Below are 21,257 nucleotides of genomic sequence, written 5' to 3' on the forward strand. Positions count from 1 at the left end.
GTTATTTGTGTATTAAATAAGAATCTAATTCTCTCATATAATCATCTTCATCAAAACTATCACTACATAGGTGTAATGAAACCGAGTTAGTTGAAAAATTTTCCATATGTCGCCAATGTAAAGATGGTATATAAAGAGCAAAATAACTTCTATTAAGTGTAAATCGTTGCAGCTTACCATCAGGATATGTTATGACAACATCAAAACTACCACTCAAAGAAATTATAAGTTCATGTTGTGTTTTATAAGCATGTCCTCCTCGAGTTTCACCTCCAGGCACATCGTAAATCCAAAAAACTCGTTTTATCTCAAAAGGCAAATGGTCTGGATGTTGTATAAAAGTCAAATTCCCCCTTAAATCATGTATTTTAGGAAGCTGAATCAGTTGTGGTTTATCCATTTCTAATGTATCCATAAACGTTATTTTTTTACACAGCTTCGCTTGGTCAGTCACATCTGTAAACCAACAAAGCGATCAATTTTAATCAAAATTAATTTTAAGTATTTGTCACAATAGTATTGATTGCTAGTTCATTTTCAAAAACTAATAAACCACTATTATCATGTTTATTCGTGAGATAAAAAACTACTTTCTTCTGTATCTCAGCTTCAATTTTATGCGACAATTGTTTAATATATTCTTCATTTAAATCTTTCCCCTCTAAAACAACTTCTATTCTACCACTATCAATTCCTTTAACATAATCCCCAACAATAAAAACTCGATGAACAGCACCCATTCGCTCTAAGACCATTTCAATAATAGTATCGAGTCCAATATACTTCCGTACAATTTGTTGAAGTAAAATAAAAAAAGGATTATGCTGATTAGCTTTATATGTAATCTTTTGATTGGCTTCTTTACGTATCAAATAACCCGCATCTGTGAGGTTATTTAATTCTTTACGAATAGAATTGGTTGACTCATTCATCTCTGATGCCAAACCACGAAGATAGCCTTCATTTGCAACGTTTATAAAAAACTTTACAAGGAGACGTAATCGTGTTTTCGAAGTAATTAAATTTTCAAGCATCAATAAAATTTTCCGAGTAACAAATGTACTCAATAATTTTAATAAATGTTAAAACTATACTAAAATTTGAGAAAATGTAGTAAGTTATTAAGATTTAAACTACCAAAAAAAAGTAACAGAATGAAAAAGAATTACTTATGTAGAATAATTTTTACACCTAACTGTTCTAAGACTAAAGTAATTTGGTTTTTATCAACCTTATCAACAATTCCTTTTTGACCTATAAAAGGACCAGAGGTAATTTCATATAAAGAACCTGGTTGAATACCTACAATTTCATAAGAAGTGATTTTGTCTTTTAATCGTTTTTGGATCATTTCGATTTCATAATCTTTAATAATAGCTGGTTGACCAAGCCAGTACAAAAAACGTACTACTCCCGAAACTTGAAAAACCAGTTCTCTTTCTTGTGATTCTATATTAACAAAAACGTAGGATGGTAATAAGGGTACTTCAACTCTTTTTTTTCTATCTGACCATTGACGATCTTGGATAATTAAAGGACAATATGCTTCAATACCGATTTGAAGTAGACGATCTGCTACTTTTTTTTCTTGTCTTGACTTTGTATATAAAGCATACCATGGCATATCATTATTTTTAATTATGAAATTCAAAATTACTGAAAATAAGTATACCATAAATATAAAAAAAAGACCTTCGATTGCTCGAAGGTCTTTAATAGTATTAGTTTAAATTAAACGATTATCTCTTAACTACTCTAACGGTTTCAACATTATCTTCTTGCGTTACAACTAAGTTGTAAACACCTGATGGATATCTGTCTCCGATAGTAGCATTCTGCAAATCAGTTACACTAGCTTCACGTTGTTCTATCAATCTTCCAACCATATCATAAACTTTTACGCCTACAACTGATTTACTTGAAGTAGTAACATCTAACATAAAGTTATTTGCAAATGGATTTGGATACGCTGTAGCTTTAAATGGTAATTTAACCGTTCTTGATGGAGCAGCTGTGAATAAATCACAAGCTGTTGAATAATCTCCAAACACACCATTTAATTTAATAGCTACCGATACGTTATAGTTTTTACCTAACTGTGCAATTGAGAATTGATTCAATCTAAAGTTAGAATATGTAATCACGATTTCTTGTGAATTAGAAATAGACTCTCCACTAATTTCATCTAACTTAACTTTATAGTTAGGGAAACCTGGGTAAGGTATAATATTCAACTGTTGTGTTAACGAAGTCGCAGTTGACAATCCACATTGTGATGGTACTAACGATGTAGTTGGGAAGAATGGGGTTTGAACGATACATTCTGAACCAAATCCTGACCATTGTGTTACACTGTTGTTCAATATACTATACTCTACCGCGATAGAATATTGGGTGTTATAAGCAAACGTAATTCCTTGGAATGCTACTAGAGATGAGAATCTACTAGCATTTGGCAATGAATAATAATACGTCGGCGTTGGCCCATTATCACTTGTCAATCGAATACGGAAACGGTATCCTGTAGCATAAGCTGCTGGACTAGCTGTTATACCTGCATTCAATGTCGCTACTTGTGAACCACAAGTTGGTGCCGCCAATCCAATTAATGGAATAGATGGAGTTAAAACGGTACACTCTGTTCCATAACCTGATTGAACTGGTAAGCTCGTTACTGGGTCAGTGAAAGTATATTGTACTGCTACTTGGTAGCTTGTATTATACTGTAATGGGAAACCAGCAAATGAATTAGCTCCCACAAAACGAGTTGCTGAAGAGGAATAACCATAAGTTGGTGTTTGCGCATTATCACTTGTTAATCGGATACGGAAAGTATACCCTGTAGCATTCAATCCGCCATTAGCCGAAATCGTAGAAGACAAAGTAGCCAAAGTAGCTCCACAACTAGCCGTACTCAAAGTAATCAATTGAACAGTTGGTCCGTTTACTCTAATAGTATTTCCGTAGAAAGGAACAACTTCATCATTAATCACTGCTGACACTTTGATATCATAAGCAGCTCCATATAAATGAAGTGCTGAAGGAATAGTTACATAACGTGAGTCTTGTATAATATCTGCTGCAGTAATATTAGTAGTTACATTTTTAATAGAGAAACGATATTTAATATTCGTAGTCCCTGGATAAGTGTAACCTACTGCAGGAATTGCTGTAGATAAGGATACCAAAGTAGTATTGTTATATGAAGGTGTCATATTCACAACTACTGGCGCACAACTTTCTGATAAAGTTCCATTACAGTTGTCATCAATATTGTTATAACATACCTCAGTTACTCCTGGGTTAATAGCTGCAACAGCATCATTACAATCGCCTCCTCCTATAACAGATGTAGTATATCCTGCACCTGGTGTAGGACCTTGTAAAATAGCCGCACCTGTATAGTAATGGTCACCATCAGCATCTAAATACCAATTTGATAATGGATTAACTGTTATAGTTCCATTGGCAGTAACTGTAGCGCAACCTCCTGTTAAGGTCACTGTATAACTAAATGGACTACCAACACTTGAAGTTGGAGCCCCCGTAATTGTAACCACGTTACCTGACCAACTTCCTGTAACACCAGCTGGTAAACCAGTAAATGTAGCTCCTGTAGCACCTGTAGTGTTATAGGTAATTGCAGTTATTGGCCCATTGGTGTAAACTGTTTGTGCAGTTGTTGCTGGAGCAGAACTCAAAGCAATCGTATTGTTTGGATTAACAGTTATAGATCCATTTGCAGTTGCAAGCACACAAGAATTACCCGAAGTCGAAACTATATAAGCGAAAGTTCCACTTTGAGTAGGTGTTCCACTAATAGTGAAATTACCACTAGCAAAAGTTCCTGTCATACCTGTTGGTAATCCTGTTACTCCTGCTCCTGTTGCACCACCGCTTAAAGCGTAAACAATGTTAGTACCTAATAATGTATTAATACATAGTGTTGGTGTAGCCGAACCACTAGATAATGCTATAGCGTGATTTGGATTAACCGTTATGGTTCCTGTAGCTGTTGCAACAATACAAGAATTTCCTGTAGTTGTAACGGTATAAGGGAATGTACCACTTTGAGTAGGCGTTCCACTAATAGTGAAATTACCACTAGCAAAAGTTCCTGTCATGCCAGTTGGCAATCCTGTTACTCCAGCACCTGTTGCTCCACTACTTACAGTATAAACAATGTTAGTACCTAATAATGTATTAATACATAGTGTTGGTGTAGCCGATCCACTAGTCAATGCTATTGCATGATTTGGATTAACCGTTATGGTTCCAGTCGCTGTTGCAACTGTACAAGAATTTCCTGTAGTTGTAACGGTGTAAGGGAAAGTACCACTTTGAGTAGGTGTTCCACTAATAGTGAAATTACCACTAGCAAAAGTTCCTGTCATACCTGTTGGTAATCCTGTTACTCCTGCTCCTGTTGCACCACCGCTTAAAGCGTAAACAATGTTAGTACCTAATAATGTATTAATACATAGTGTTGGTGTAGCCGAACCACTAGATAATGCTATAGCGTGATTTGGATTAACCGTTATGGTTCCTGTAGCTGTTGCAACAATACAAGAATTTCCTGTAGTTGTAACGGTATAAGGGAATGTACCACTTTGAGTAGGTGTACCACTAATAGTTAATTTACCACTAGCAAAAGTTCCTGTCATGCCAGTTGGCAATCCTGTTACTCCAGCACCCGTTGCTCCACTACTTACAGTATAAACAATGTTAGTACCTAATAATGTATTAATACATAGTGTTGGTGTAACGGATCCACTAGTCAATGCTATTGCATGATTTGGATTAACCGTTATGGTTCCAGTCGCTGTTGCAACTCTACAAGAATTTCCTGTAGTTGTAACGGTGTAAGGGAAAGTACCACTTTGAGTAGGTGTTCCACTAATAGTGAAAGTACCACTAGCAAAAGTTCCTGTCATACCTGTTGGTAATCCTGTTACTCCTGCTCCAGTTCCTCCACCACCAACAGTATATACAATATTAGTTCCTAATAAAGTATTAATACAAAGTGTAGGTGTTGATGAACCACTCGTCAATGCTATAGTATGAACTGGAAGTACAGAAACTGTTTTTGTTACTTGAGCAGAACATCCTGTTTGAGCCGTGACGGTTAAGTTATAATCTGTAGTAACCGATGGACTAACATTTAAACTTGTCGCATTTGACACTAAACCAGATGGAGTTGATGTCCAAGCATAAGTGTAAACATTCGCTGGCGGTACCGCTTTTGGTGTAAATCGATACACTCTACCATTATCTGGAAGCAATGAACTTGCAAAAGTTCCTAAATCAATAGTTGAAGTACTAGTATTACCTACAGTAGGAGACGACCATGCACCTGTATTACTAATTGACAAGACATCTGTAGTTGATGTACTACCTCCTCTTAAACCTACTTGACATGTAGTTGCTGTCGTTCTTGCTGAAGAAGATGTAAATGCACCATAACGAATTTCTACTGTGCCATTTTCATACAACCATATTTGAGCATTACCAGAATTTGGATTACTGGTTGAGTAGTAGTTTTTAAAATTAGTCCATTCAATTTTTGTTATTCTATTTGGAGCAGTTCCAACTGTTTGAGTATAATAAGTTGTAGATGCTGAACCATTAGAATCCATATCAAAACTAAATGCTGCAATCACGTTGTTATCTGTACCATTCAATGAATTGTAATTTGTTGTACTAGTTGAAGTAGCATCAAATGTTATCCATCCGTTAGAATTAATTTTATAACTATTAAAACTATTACCTCCAAAACTGAATGAATAAGGTAAAGTTTGTGTTGATGATATTGCGGAATCAGTTCCAGATAATGTAACTGCTGTAGTACCTGTACCACCTACTATAGTAGCATATGGTGAGGTAGTATTATTAAATGTATAACTTGCAATAGTTGATATATTAGATGGATCTACCAGTGCAACGGTACTAGTCAATGCAACTGGGGTTGCAGGACATACTGCTGTTGACGGTGAGCTTGCAACCACAGCTGTAAACGCATTTCCAACAGTAACTGTTGCAGTAGCAGAAGCTGTACAAGTATTAGTATCAGTTGCCGTTACTGTATATGTAGTTGTTCCTGTTGGCGTTACATTTAATGTAGCCCCAGTAGTATTAGCTGGAATACCTGTACCTGTCCAACCGTAAGTAGCCGAAGTACCAATAGCTGTTAAAGTTACAGCTGTACCACTTGGTGTACAATAAAATGCAGCACTTTGGTTTACACTAACTGTTGGTTGTGTTATTGTCAAGGTAGCAGTATTAGATGTTACTGGAGGACAAGAACCAAAACCACTTTCTATAGCTTGGTAATAAGTAATTCCTGATGCTGAACTTGTTGTTACATTCACTGTTAGAGTATTATTCAAAGAAGCCGTTCCTACATTAGTCCAGCTACCCGCCAAACCTGTTGGTGAACTTTGCCATTGAATAGAAGATACTGCAGCTGATGTACTTACTGTAAATGTTTTTGTACCCACCACTTTACAAGATGTTTGAGTAGCATTACTTATTATAGGTGTACTCACCGGCAATTGAGCTGAGAACGAAGCATAATTAGAATCTAAGTAAGTATCTGGATCACTACTTAAAGGAAATATTCTCAAACCGTATGTTTCATTTATGGCAACTGTTGGTGTCACCGTTAGTGAAAGTGTATTACTTCCACTATACTTAGCATTGTCTGTAATAGGAGTATAACCATTAACCACATCAATAATACCCCATTTATAAGTTAAAAGAGCTGAAGCTGTGCCGTCTCCATCACCTGCACCAGTAGCAGTAAAAATAGTTCCAACAGTGTTAGAAGCAGCACCTATCGCTGTGAAATCAGTAGTTCCTACAGTGGTAATTTTATATAAAGTATCCGCTAATAAATCAACAGCATTCACTGGAGAATCTAGATTGGTAAGTGTAATACTGAAAGTTTGTGGTGTTAAACTACATTGACTTACACTTATTGGGTCAGAATCGATACTAATATTTCCAATACTGATAAACGCACCTATTGAATTGACCGAAGAACATCCAGAATCTGATGATACCACACAATAATATTGATAACCGTCATAACTAGCTTGAATATCTGTTATAGTCAATTCATTAGTAGTAGCACCACTAAAGGTGGTAACACCAGCAGTAGTGGCTGTATTAGTAACTATAGTAGAAGTAGTAGGGTTAACTTTTCTGTACCATTGGTAACTTAAAGTTCCATCACCACTAGCGATAACTTTAACTTTTTTCTGATTACCTACTAGTGCAAAAATACTACCTGGTTGCTGTGTAATAGCAATTTTATCTTTAACCGTAACAACATAAGTGTTAGAGTTAAACGTTTGACATCCATTATTAAGAACTGAGAAACCGATAGTAGATGTACCTGGAGCTAATCCGGTTACCTTACCATTACCATCAACAGAAGCAACAGTTGGATTAGTACTAGTCCATAAATTACCTGATGTAGTAATATTAGTTCCTAAAGTGGTAAATGAACCATCACTGCAAAGTGTGTTGGTACTTCCCGTTACTGTAAAGGCTGGTGGGAAAGGATTAAACGTGAAATTACTACTTGTATTAGCTCTATCATTTGATGTATTAATAATAGATATCAATCCAGAAGTAAACGTATTTCCAGAGGCCAAATTAATTGTAATTTGAGTTGGACTATCAATTGTATAAGGCACGTCAACATCAGCGATTTTAACAGCGCTTATAGTACTAAAATTAGTTCCTGTTATTACAACTGAACCTGATGTTCCAGCACATATTGCTGTAGGAGCATAAGAAGTAATAGTTGGTGGTGGAGTAATAATACCTAAATTATCAATCGAAAGTGTATAAGCACCTGAAACCCATGTAGCAGCTACTTTAATCAAAACATTTTGTCCTACAAAAGCATTAGATAATGGATAGGTAAGTGTACGATATCCGCTAACACCATCATTTGTAACAGTAGTTAACAAAACATAATTCGCACCACAATCTGTACTGATTAACACTTGGAAACTACCAGATCCAGCAGCAGGTGGAGCATAAGGACTACTTGAATTAGAAATATTGTAATCTAATGTTAGTACTTGATTCGCAGATACTGGACCATAGGGTGAAGTAGATAAGCTTGCTGAAGTAAATAAACTATATAATGATACATTCGCATTATTACCTGAATTACCAGGAGCAGCTGAATAAGATCCATAACCCCATGCTGGAGCATTCCATCCAGCTAGATTAGATAATGTCTCAAAAGTTTCTTTATAAGGCAATGCTCTAGGAGCACCTGTAACCAAAGAGGTATTACTTGTGTAAACTGATGAAGACACACAAGTTGTTTTCATTCTATACAAAATAGGTGTACCTGCATATATAGGTGGTGTATAAGTTGTTGTATTAACTCCCGTTCCTCCAACTGCATTAGTCCATGAAGCCCCAGAATTTGTTGATTGTTCCCATTGGTATACAATACCTGTGTCAGCAGAAGCCCCAGTAACAGTTAATGAAGAAGGTGGTAATAAATTACAAACAGATTGAGATTCAATGTTGATAGTACCTCCATTAGGAGTACCTGAACAAGGTGACTGAACACTAAAATTATCGAAAGTAAGTATGTAATTACCAGAACTTCTAGTTGCAGATATTTTAACTCTAATAATTTGACCTCCAAAGGCAGCAAGAGAGTATGATTTGCTTCTAAAACCAAATACACCATCATTAGTCACAGTATCAAGAGTACTGTATGTAGCTCCAAAATCAGTTGATATTTGAACATCAAAACTGCCTGATCCAGATGCTGGTGCAGTTGAAGTTGAAGTAGTCCTAAATGCAGCATAATCAAATGATAATGTTTGACTTGATGTAACAGGTCCTACGTTTACAGTTTGGAAATCGTATGATGTATTACTAGCATATAACTGACCTGTAATACCTGAACCAGGATTAGCTGTAAGCCCAATATAATTTCCTTCAAAACTATTTGTAAAATCATACCCAACAATATCAGCACCATCAAAAGTTTCTAACCATGGAGCAGGAACTATAGCAGGAACTTTAAATGCAGTAGAACTAGCCCATGCACTATAGTCTGATCCACCACAATAAGTTCTAACCCATAAATAAACTGTAGAACCTTGAACTAATCCACTGTAGCCAGTGACTGAAGTACCAGTAAGAGTTGTAGCTCCTGTACCATTAACTGGTGCAGTTGACGAAGTAGTAACAATATATTGATAAGATTGTGTAAGACCAATTGTTGGTGCAGTCCATGACAAATCAACTAAACTAGTGGATGGATTTAGATTCGTAAAAGCAATAGCAGAAGGTGCCGTACATGAGCTTACAGTAGTAAATGTTGTACCATTTGTAGCTGAACATGTAGCAGAACCATTACCATTTTTAGGAACAACAAACCAAGTATATTGAGTCAATCCTAATAGAGATTGTCCAGCTGGCACAGTATAACTTGTGGTCGTTGAATTAGCAAATGGAATTGATGGCACAGAACCAGATGTAGGATATAAATAAATATCATAACTACTAGCATCAGCTGAAGCAGTCCATGATAAAGTTGGCGTAATTGAAGCTGTAATAATAGCATCTACAGGCGCTGTATTAGTTGTACAAGCGGGAAGTGGAGCCGTCACACAAATGGTGAAATTACCTGTTCCACTACCAGTTAATGAATGATAAACTCTAACAAAATAAGTGTTTCCTGGAACAAAAGGTCCCGAATAAGTTTCAATACCACCAGTGCTAGTAGCATTAATACATGCTAATTCTGTAAATGTACCACCCGTAGCTGAATTGTTAGAAGATGATAAAATTTGCATAGCTGCATTATAACCAGTACCTGACTGTACAGTAATTTTATTTAATGTTGAAGTAGCTGTAAATGAATACCAAACATCATCATCTGGTGTACCACATGAAGGTGCAGGGGTAGTTGTAGAAGCTGTAGCAGCTAAAGTATTTGGCAATTGACTTGAGGTAGTTGTACATGTTGAATTTACAGTCAAACTAGTAGCAGAATTTACCTCATCATTAATTGGAGGTGAAATCAACTCATTAACAGTAATAGCAAACTGACCATTACTACTTCCTATAGTTGTACCATTGTGGAATACTCTTATAAAATAAGTTCCCGCTGGCAAATTTGAAGTATTATAAGTTTCTATTGAACCAGTTCCTGTTACATTAACACAGGCAATAGAAGTAGTTCCATCTGTTCCAAATAGTTGCAAAACACCATCATAATTAGGTGAACTTCTAAGATTTATGGTATAATTTTTACCGGCCACTGCATCAAACTTAAACCATACATCATCATCTTCATAACCTGAGGTAGTGGCACAAGCCTGACCTGCTCCAGAATTAGTTGCTGCTTGTGAGGTAAAATAAGATCCACATAGACTTGATGGTGGTAATGTTGTTGCTATAAGATTAGTAGCTCCAATCCTTTCATTATTCGCAGGTACAGCAACTGAAGGCGCAGTTGTTAAACCACTATAAATACCAGGAGTTAAGGTGTACATTGAATAACAAGTCGGCATAATAATCAAACTAGCAGGATCTGTTGTAGCAGAGAAATGATTTGCATTAGCTGTTTGTAGAGCAAAACGTCCTATAGAATCAACACTTGTTGGAGAGGAACCGTTGTAACCTATACTATAGGAATAAGCAGAGGTAACTGTACCATCAAAACCTTCGAAACTACCGTATATAAATTCAATACGGTTACCATTTTCATATAGCTTAACTTGGAAATTCAAGTTTGGACCAGGTATACTGAATCTCTCCAATCCTGCCCATTCAATAGTGATAACACCATTACCTGAATTCAAATTAGACGTAGAGTATCTCATACAAATATCTCTATTAGCATAAGCTTGACCTGTTAAAACTAAATCATCCCAAAATGGTGCTAAAACCTGATTTTGTGAAGAAGAAGTAAGATTATTAGAATAAGCAGTTGATGTATTAGATGTATTAAACGTCATCCAACCATTCGTACAAGCTTGGAAACCTGATACAGAAACACCTTGATATTGGAAAGTAGTACTCAAAGGAACCGTAGTGGTAGTGTTATCGTCTCCACTTGTATTTATCCAACCAGAATATGCCAAACCATTTCCGCCATTTGCAGGCATAATAGAAGTGAATGCAGCACCTGATGCTGTGTAAGCCGTATTATAGGTACACATCGTTATAGTAACTGAACAAGTATTTGAAGTATAGCCAACTGAACCTCCAATAGAACAGGTTGCTTTACATCTGTAGTAAAGAGTACCTGCAGTAGCATTAGGTGGTGTATATGAAGTTGTTGTAGCCCCAGTTCCTCCTATGGCATTAGACCAACCTGTAGTACCAATTCCAGTTGTGGATTGTTCCCACTGATAAGATATACCTCCATTATTAGAAGGATTTGCACCCGATAAGGTTAAAGCAGCAATTGTAGAACCTGCACATGTTGAGATAGCAGTTTGATTAATTGAACCTGCAACTGGAGTACCAGAACATAATAAATCAGAAGTAGTAAAACTTAATCCTGAAGACCAAGTACTATTATTACTTGAATCACTTGCACATTTTGATTGTACGTATAAAGTATAATTAGTTAATTTTATTAAAGTTCCTGTAGGAAGTGCAATTGGGAATGAACCTGAATTACTATAAACTAAACCTGTATTTCCACTTCCTGGTAATCCACTAGTTCGAATTTCATAATTATACGCCAAAGGAGTTAATCCAACGGCAGGTGCATTAGCACTAAATGTAGCATAAGTATCATACACATTAGTAGCAGTAATATTAGTAGGTTCAAAACAGTTTGGACTTTGTTTTATAGTCACATTATCTAGGTAACTATTATATCCTGAATTCCCTTCGAAAAGGAATCCTACTAGTAATGATGATATATTTGCTGCTTCAGTTGGCAATGTCAAAGTATATTTTTTCCATCCAGCAACTGCATTATAACGCAATATTTGTGAACCTAAAGAGGTCCATGTTGTTCCTCCATCAATAGAATATTGAGGAGTAACACCTTCGGTAAGATAAAATGTAGCTCCTCCATCAGTACTATGATACCAATAAAATTCAACATCAACACTTGGTGTTCCAACAGAAGTCAAATTCGCAGAAACTAAACGGGTTTTAGTAGAATTACTATAGGAATTATAGTAAACCATATTTGTTCCTTCCTGAGGAGAAACCGTTGGGCTTGAACCTGAAGTTGGAAAAGTAAAAGATAATGAACCACTAACAAATTGTTGTGACCAACAACTTGGTATAGTCGAAGCATTAAATAATTGTGTTTGAGGTAAAGCAATGGCTGTACAATTTGTTGTAAAAGTTGTACCAGGACTCCATACACTTAAATCACCACTGCCGCAATCTGACTGAACATATACACTATAAGTTGTAGAGGCAGACAAAACAGAAGGTACCAAAACAGATAATGGCGCACCTGTTGTAGTGCCACTGGCAACTAAACCAGTACTTCCTGTTCCTCCTAACCCAGTAGAACGTACTTCATATTTAAATTGCGTTGGAGTTCCCGTAGCTGGTAATGTCCAATTAATTTTAGCGTTTGTATCGGTAATATTACTAACAGTAATATTAGTAGGTGGATAACAAGTTGGGGAAGATTTAATAATAACATTATCTAAATAACTGTTATACCCTGAATTCCCTTCAAACAAGAATCCTACTAGTAAAGAAGGAGCATTTCCTGCTCCAGCAGGTAAAGTTAGAGTATATTTTTTCCAACCGACAACTGCATTATAACGTAGTATTTGCGTACCTATAGAAGTCCATGTTGTTCCGCCATCAATAGAATATTGTGGGGTAACACCTTCTGTAAGATAGGAAGTAGCTCCTCCATCAGAACCATGATACCAATAAAATTCAACATCAACACTAGAAGTTCCAACGGAAGTCAAATTAGCAGAAACTAAACGGGTTTTTGTAGTATTGCTATAGGAATTATAATAAACCATATTTGTACCTTCCTGAGGGGAAACCGTTGGGCTAGAACCTGAAGTTGGAAAACTAAAAGATATAGCACCAGTAACAAATTGTTGTGACCAACAACTTGGTATCGTTGAAGAATTAAACAATTGAGTCTGAGGTAATGATGCTGCTGCACAATTTGTGGTAAAAGCAAATCCTGTAGTCCAAGCACTTATATCCCCTGAACCACAATCAGAACTTACATAAGCAGTATAAGGAGTATTAGCCGTTAAACCTGATATATTAACAAAAAGAGGTGTTCCAGTAGTTGTACCACTAGCAACTAAACCTGTATTTCCAGTTCCAGGATTTCCAGTAGCTCTTATTTCATACTTATACTGAGTTGGTGTTCCACTGGCTGGAGCAACCCAATTAACTTTAGCAGTAGTGTCTGACAAATTAGAAACAGATAAACTTGTTGGTGGATAACAAGTAGGTGTTTTAATGACAGAGATATCATCAACAAATAAATAAAACTGACCTGAAGTTGAATAATCTTTAAAACCAAAATAATAAACTCCACTAGTAGATGGCGTGAAAATTTTAGTTTCAGTAATAGGAGAAGTGGTTGTAATAGATGGATAATCAGCTAATGTAGAAGTCATCGAGGTAGCAACAGGTGATGTGCCATAAGCTACCAGTAAACTTTCTGTGTAACCATTTGTACCATATCTGTATGATATAGTGTAAGAGGTTCCAGCAGTTAAATTAACCCCTCTAGTATAAAACCAAGTATTACCAGAGGTTGAAAAAGAATAAGTATATTGTAAAGTTTTAGAATTAAATCCATTACTAGCAGGGCTCGAAGTAGTCCAAGAAGTACCAGAAATAGTTTGAATACTAGTACATGATGGTAAAGCTGGAACAGTAACTGATTCGAAATCTTCAATATACGGAACATTAACACCAGTACAAAGAGTTGTAATACTCAAACTAGAACTAAGGGTACTAGAACATCCAGCCACTGATTCAGCATGAACTCGAATCCAATAAGGAGTATTACCGGTCAATCCAGTAATATTAGTAGTTAAAACAGTTCCAACATTTAAGTTATTATAACCACTAACTAACGAAGTAAATCCTGAATTAGTAGCAACATCAATGAAATAATTCACTCCAGAAGTCGAAGATGCAGTCCAAGAAACAGTAACTCCATTAGTTGATAAATTAGTACTTGTTGGCGTACCTGGCACACCAATAGCTGTTGCACAAGTAGTAACTGTTTGCGACAATGGTGAAGTAGTAAAATAAACAGGTCCTGCACAACCCGAATTATTAAAACTATACACATAAAAATCATAAGTAGTGTTAGCTGTTAATCCTGTAGCATTAAAAGTTGTTGTTAAACCAGAGTAAACTACAGTTCCAGTCCCCAAGGCACCATTAACAGAATAACTTGTAAAATCAGCAGGAGGTGTTACTGTACCACCTGAAGGATAACGAACAACTAAATAGCCTGTTGGATTAGATGAAGCTGCAGTAAAACTTCCTGTAAAACTTGTAGTTCCTTTTAAAGAAACTACAAAAGAACTTGGCTGGTTAGTTGGAGCAACGCAATTAACAACATTACCATAAGATAAATAACCCGTATAACTAGCCGCCAAAAGTGATGAAACGGTGGTCAAAGTATTTGGTGTTCCAGCGGTATAGGTTACTGCAGAAGCTATAGGAGAATAGTCTCCAGTAGCAGCAGAAGATTGTAAAATTTTACTTGTTGAAGCTATGTTGGCGTCCGAAAGTTTAATAAAAGTATTAGTCAAGTTTGCAGAACCAGTAGTTGGTAATACTTCAAATCTATTGGTCGAAAGACTTGTTGCTCCTCCTGAAAAAGTACTGCCTGAAGTAGAATTGAAAGCCTGAGCTGTAAACACTACAACACCTGTAGTACTTGGGTCAACATATACTGGATAAGCCGCTCCTCCTTTACCCACAGGGAAAATAGTCGTGGTATCATAAGTTCCAACTGCTGTTCTACCTGTTGCAAATGTTCTTGCAAATGGACCAACAATCATATTAGTAGCACTTGGTGTACCAGCAAAAGTTCCGGCTACCGAAGTTGTTCCCAAGGTTAATAAATTAGTAGATGTAGTATTGATTAATCCTGAATTCATTGTCAAAGTTCCACTAATGGATAAGGGAACATTCAAAGTAACTCCAGTTGCGTTAGTATTTCTTACAGTAACCGATGTAAAGCTTGCTGTTGAAGCTGTAGTTGAGTTTCTAAAAGTTCCTGAACCACCAATGGTTTGTGCATTAGTAGTATTTACAATAGAAGTAATATTAACATTAGCCAAATTAAGTATTGCCGTTTGATTGGTCATTGTACCATTATTAAGGATATTTCCACTAATAACAAAGTTAGTCGCTGAACCATCTCTAAACTCAGAACCTGAATTAATGGTTAAATTTTGTAAAAATAAACCATTACCTGTAGAAGAAGTTGATGTAGTATATCTATTAGTTCCACTTCCTCCATTTACTATTACATTTCCTAATATTAAAGTACCTGAACCTACATAACAATCTAATTCAAAACCATTAGCATTTCCGCCAACATCAGTACTTGTACCATTCCCAAGTATCAATGTATGCCCTGTCCAACTGGTACTATTGGCTGTCCCAAAATTATAAGCAAAAGATCTTGTAGCAGCTGCAGCTGTAGTAACCGCAGATGGGTCAACAATGGTAAGATTACCTCCAGTAACAGTTCCTAAATTACTATTAATAGAAACTAAAGCAGCAGCAGAAGAGTTTGGAACAACTCCTGCTCCATTTCCATCTACATTAATATCCCCACCACTCTGATTGAAGTAAGAACCAGAAGCAACAACTAAGTTACCATAAATATTTAAAGTCCCTGAAGAAACAGTAAGAATTCCATTATTAGTAAAAGTACGATTACAACCTGTTATAGCAGTACCCATATTTACAGTTCCTCCTGCAATTGTAAATACTCCAGTGGTACCAATAGTAATACCAGTAGTTGAAGCCGCTGTTACATTAGTAGTCCCTCCAGTAGCATTAAAGGTACCTGCATTAGTCAAAGTACCAGTTGCATTTAAAGTACCAGAGGTTACGTTTATAACTGCTGATGCATTATTAGTAATGTTAGTTGTTGTGGTAATTGTTCCTCCACTAACATTTACTGTACCTGTATTAGTCAAAGTAGTTGTTACTGTTAAAGCTCCAGAATTAGATGCAGTAAGAGTACCACCCCCATTTACTGTAACACTATTTACAGATCTTGCATCACTAACCGATACTGAAGTACCACTTCCGATAAATACATTATCAGTAGAAGTTGGAACAGTTCCTTTATTCCATGTTGTACCTAAATTCCAGTCTGTTGAAGCTACAGAAGTAAAAGAGTTATCTGAATTAGCAAAACCAAGAGCAAAGTCTCCTAAATAATTAGCTGCCGATATAGCAGTAACTTGACCAAGTGGCAATGTAGTACCTGCTTGGAAAGTACCTGCTAAAGAGGCTGTTGTAGCAGAAGTTTGTTTAACAACTCTTGCAACAGCTGTTGCAGGATTAAAGATATTAGCACCCGATATAGCATAATTGAAAGTACCTGTACCTACAGCAAAGGAGTTTCCAATAGAAACAGTCCATTTTGCAGCAGTCTGTCTGTCCATAGTATAAGCTCCATCAGCAAGCGTAGGAGATAAAGTATTCACTCCAGAAGCATCCGTATATTTAACACGTATGGTTCCTCCTGTAGCCCCAGTAGTAGCTGGTCTTTGCAAATAGAAAAAACGACTTTCAACTCCATTTGGAGCAACAAACGGATAGGTACCTGATCCTAAAGTTCCTGTAGAGGTTGGCAAAGTATTTAACGTAATTGTAGTTCCTGCTGTACCTGCAGCATACCATTTAGACAAAGTACTTCCAGAAGCAAATCCTCCTAAAGTATAAGACAAAGTTCCTAGAGTTGCGGTTGAAACACCTAAATAAAAGATATTAGAACCAGTATTAATTTTACCTGCTGTCAAAGTTAATGTGCCACTTACAGTACCAGTATTGGTTACTCCAGTAGTACAAAGTAAGGAATTAAGATTATTGAATGTAACACCAGTAGCATTACCATTATTTACAATTAGATTAGCGAAGTTAGCTGTAGAAGCACTTGTAGCGTTTTGGAAAGTTCCAGCACCATCAATAGTTTGTGCTGCAGTATTAGGAAGTATAGAACCTCCAGATACACCAGCCAACTGTAATGTCCCAATGGTAGTCAATACACCTGAATTAGAAATACTTCCTGCAACTGTTGTAGTTAAACCAGAAAGGAATCTAAACTCACCAGCTGTAACTGTTAAATTACCACCAATGATATCACCTGTTAATCTATTAGCAACAAATCTTGTAGTCCCTGGAGTTGGAGCATTAACCACAACATTTCCTAGAACAACTCTTCCAGATGCATTCGCCGCAATACTAAAACCATTTGTAGTGTTTCCTCCTACTTGTGAAGAAGCAACACCATTACCTAGTTGCAAGGTATGATTCGTTCCGGCAGTAATGACAGCACCTCCAGAGTATCGGAAGGCATCGTCAGCAGCAACAGCCCCTAAATGAGGATCAAGTATGGTTAAAGTTCCTCCTGATAAAGTAACATTAGCCGAAATAGTATTTTGTAACCAAAATAGTGGGGTTCCCGTAGCAACAGAAGTTGCCACAACATTACTGTTACCATCTACAGTGATTTGACCACCTGTTTGCGAGAATGAAGAAGCAGCTGTATTATTAATGTTACCATTAACAACTAATGTTCCTCCTGATACAGACAATGTACCATTATTTAGAAGAGAATTATTGTTAGCACTACATCCTACAGTTAATGTATTTCCACTAACCAATAGTGTACCTCCAGCGTTTATAGTTACCGAAGTTGAATTAGCAGCGGCTGCATTAACAGTAACGGTTGCCCCATTAGCAATAATAACATTATCACCACATCCAGGAACTGTATTTCCAATCCAAGAAGTACCAACATCCCATGCACCACCTGTAGCGGTTGAAGTAATAGTATTAGCAGTACCAACGTACACGGTTTGAGATAAACCAGCTGTTGACAATAAAGTTTTATTAGCCTCAGGTAGGGCAAGTGTACCTGTTCCTAAAACTGAGGTTCCATTTGCAACTGTTGAAGAACCTACCGCTAAAAAATTATTAATATTGTTTAAAGTAAAGATTCCATCACCTCTAAAACGCATTTGTGCATCCGAGTTGGTTATGGCTAAACTTCCTCCTGTTGAAACTACCCAATTACTGTTACTTCTCAATCCTACACTGTAAATATCTGAGATTGAAACTGGAGTAGTACCCGCAACATCATTATACTGAACTTTAATAAATCCTCCTGTTGTTGCTGTAGCACTTCCAAAATAAGCATGTCTAAACTGAGTTCCAGCAGCATTACTAAATGGAAACTGTCCAGCCACATTTCCAATAGTTATAGCAGCTGTACCAACCCAACGTTGGAAATTACTACCATAAGTAAAACCACCAGCTGTATATGTTAAAGTACCAGGTGTAGCAACAGAAGTTCCTAAAATAAAAGTATTGCTACCAGTATTTAGAAGACCAGTGGTAAAAGTCAATCCTGTAGTAGCTGTTATATCCCCACCACTTATAGTAACACCATTAGTATTATTGATAGTAACGTTTCCAACAACTCTACCTGATGGAATTTCAAAACCAGTAGTTCTTCCAACTGACTCTTGTAAATAACTTATACTATAAACTCCAGTCCCCAAATTAAAGTTAGGAGCTTGGTCAAAGAAACCTCCTGGAATTGTCGTATTACTAGCTTGAGAAACTTGAACAGCTACTGGTAAAGCAGCACCAGTACCCAAAGTAATTTTATTACTATTAGTTATCGTACCAACAAATAAATTGACACGTAACGTGGGAATAGAATTAACATGAGTAATCGTCAATCCTCCAGTAGTACTAACTCCTAATCCATCAAGTGGAGAAGTTACAGTACCTGTACCAGCAAAAGTTTGAGGGGCATTAGTTGGAGAAGCAAAGGTAAACCTACTTGATGCAACAGTTCCTGTTAATGTACCATTATTGGTAAAGGTACCTGTTCTTACGGTAAAAGCAAAACCATTTAAATTCAAAGTAGCTCCTGAATTAATAGTCATATCGGCATAAGAATTTGTGGCAGCTGCTAATGAGGCGGTTTTATTATTGGTAGTTGTATCAATAATAGTAGTTGGAATAGCTCCCGCAATTCTGAAGTTAAAATTCGTAGCTGTTGAAGCGGTTCCAATATTTAATGTACCACCTGTTATAGTAGGAGATGTTGCAGAGATAGAATAATCTAAGGGAGTTGCCCCTGAACTAGCTTGAACCAAATTAATAGTCCCTCCAGTTATTGAAATAACAGACGTTGTACTAGTAAATCCAAAACCAGCAGAGGTTGAAGCATTAGCAACTGTAGTAACATTAACTGTCCCACTAGACATAGTAAACGATGCCCCTGACGAAGCTATACTTAAAGAAGAAGCAATGTTTAAAGTACCTCCTTCAATAACAAAACTTGAAGTAGCAGCTCCACCCACAGCATTACCTACAGCAGTACCAAAAGTATAAGTACCAGCTGTAAGCCTTAAAAGACCACTCATTGTTGGACTACCTGCTAAACCTGTAACACTAAAATTAGAATTATTTAACCAAATTCCTAAGGTAGAAGGAATCGTATATGATGCTGTCGACCATAAAGTTCCACTAAACGTATTTGAACCACTAAATTTTAAAGTACCTGTTCCTGTATTAGTTGTTAGTAGAGCTCCTGTAGCAGCAGTAGACAAACCACGTACTGTGAAATTTGATAAATTAAAATCAACTAAATTAGCTAACGCTGTTTTAGTCATTGTTAAAGTAAATAAATCTGTTGTTCCTCCAGTACCTGAAAATAACTGATTCGCAGCACCTGTAAAAGTAATACCAGCTCCAGCAGTATTTGTATTGGTACTAAAATCTAAAACACCATTATTAGTTATATTTCCTGCTATTGAAAGAGCATGGGTAGTAATGGTTCCCGTTGCCGCACTTTGAAAAGTACCTCCAGAGGATACAAAAAGATTACCACCTACTGTAATTGTTCTTGCAGTTGTGGCATTAAAAATAAGAACACCACTTACACCTTGACCTACAAGTAAACTATTACAAGCAGCAGTAGCAGTAGCATCAATAGTAACTGTTGCACCATCAACAATGGTAACATTATCACCTGCACTAGGAACAACACCACCAACCCAAGTGGCCGTTGAACTCCAGTTTCCTCCACCTATTGTAGAAGTTATATTACCAGCTTCAGCTACCTTTACATTGTCAATAAATATATCATTTGAACCCCAAGAATTAGTAGCTAAAAAACCAATTTTTGCATTGGAAACTTTATAAATGGCAGGAAGCACCACAGTTCGTAAAGTCCACGCCCAAGACCCAACACTAGTATATGTTTGAATAGTATTCCAAGTAGTACCACCATCGTTAGAAGCAACCAAAGCTAACCCAGCAGAACCTGAAGTGTAAGCATGATAAAAGGAAACTATAGGAGCTGAAGAACCAGACAAGTCAATAATAGGTGACTCAAGTCTTCTTATATTAGTACCAGATGTACCACTACCAGCACAATATCCATCATTAAACCATGCTGAACCAGTTCCTAGCTGAGCTCCAGTAGGACCATTTGTAGCGGTACTATAAGGAATTTGAGATGAATTTGGTGCAGTACTTGATGCCCAAGCACTTCCACTCCAAGTCATTTTTCCCCAATCCCTAGCTCCACTAAGACCTGGTGTACCTGGAGCAGTAGTTAAAGTACCCAATCTAGTTTGTGTCCAAGAAGAAGGAGCATTAGGTCCTGAAGCCGTGTTTGGAGTAAATTCACTTTCAAAACTTTCTGTTAAATAAGTTTGCGCTGACATTTGTTGCCCTCCAAATAGAGAAGCAACTAATAATAGCAAAAACAAAACTTGTGTATAACTATTACGAAAAGTTGAAACAACGAGCTTATCTGATTTTGAGGAACCAAACAAATTTGTTGCAGTTTTTTTGAACCAAGTAACCATACCGCTGTTCAAAGAATTGTAATAATTTTCCATAAATAAAAAAAATTGGGTTAATTAAGACCGTTAAAATAGTATTATGTTAAGAAAATGTAAAATAAAAAAGCACTAAATCGATGAAAAACACTTTTTCTCGACCAATGACTAAGCAAA

General features: G+C 36.6%; 4 protein-coding genes. All 4 read right to left on the bottom strand.

Going from position 1 to position 21,257, the window contains the following annotated elements; genetic code table 11:
• Position 1 precedes the first annotated feature (1 nt).
• The 4 genes from OLM53_RS05595 to OLM53_RS05610 all read right to left on the bottom strand — a co-directional run bounded on the left by OLM53_RS05595 (position 2) and on the right by OLM53_RS05610 (position 21,140).
• Positions 2-415: a sugar 3,4-ketoisomerase gene (locus tag OLM53_RS05595; protein WP_264522062.1), complete on the bottom strand. Its 414-nt coding sequence runs from the start codon at positions 413-415 to the stop codon at positions 2-4.
• An 82-nt stretch (positions 416-497) separates the two neighbouring features.
• Positions 498-1,034 carry an ArsR family transcriptional regulator gene (locus OLM53_RS05600; RefSeq protein ID WP_264522063.1) on the bottom strand — a complete coding sequence of 179 codons (537 nt, stop codon included), beginning with the start codon at positions 1,032-1,034 and terminating at the stop codon, positions 498-500.
• 131 nt (positions 1,035-1,165) lie between these two features.
• Entirely contained in the window at positions 1,166-1,624 is a 459-nt protein-coding gene (locus OLM53_RS05605; protein WP_264522064.1) for a UpxY family transcription antiterminator, read from the bottom strand.
• A gap of 115 nt (positions 1,625-1,739) precedes the next feature.
• Complete coding sequence (locus tag OLM53_RS05610) at positions 1,740-21,140, bottom strand: fibronectin type III domain-containing protein (RefSeq protein WP_264522065.1); 19,401 nt, start codon at positions 21,138-21,140, stop codon at positions 1,740-1,742.
• Positions 21,141-21,257: the final 117 nt, after the last annotated feature.

Source organism: Flavobacterium sp. N1994 (assembly GCF_025947145.1).
GTDB lineage: Bacteria > Bacteroidota > Bacteroidia > Flavobacteriales > Flavobacteriaceae > Flavobacterium.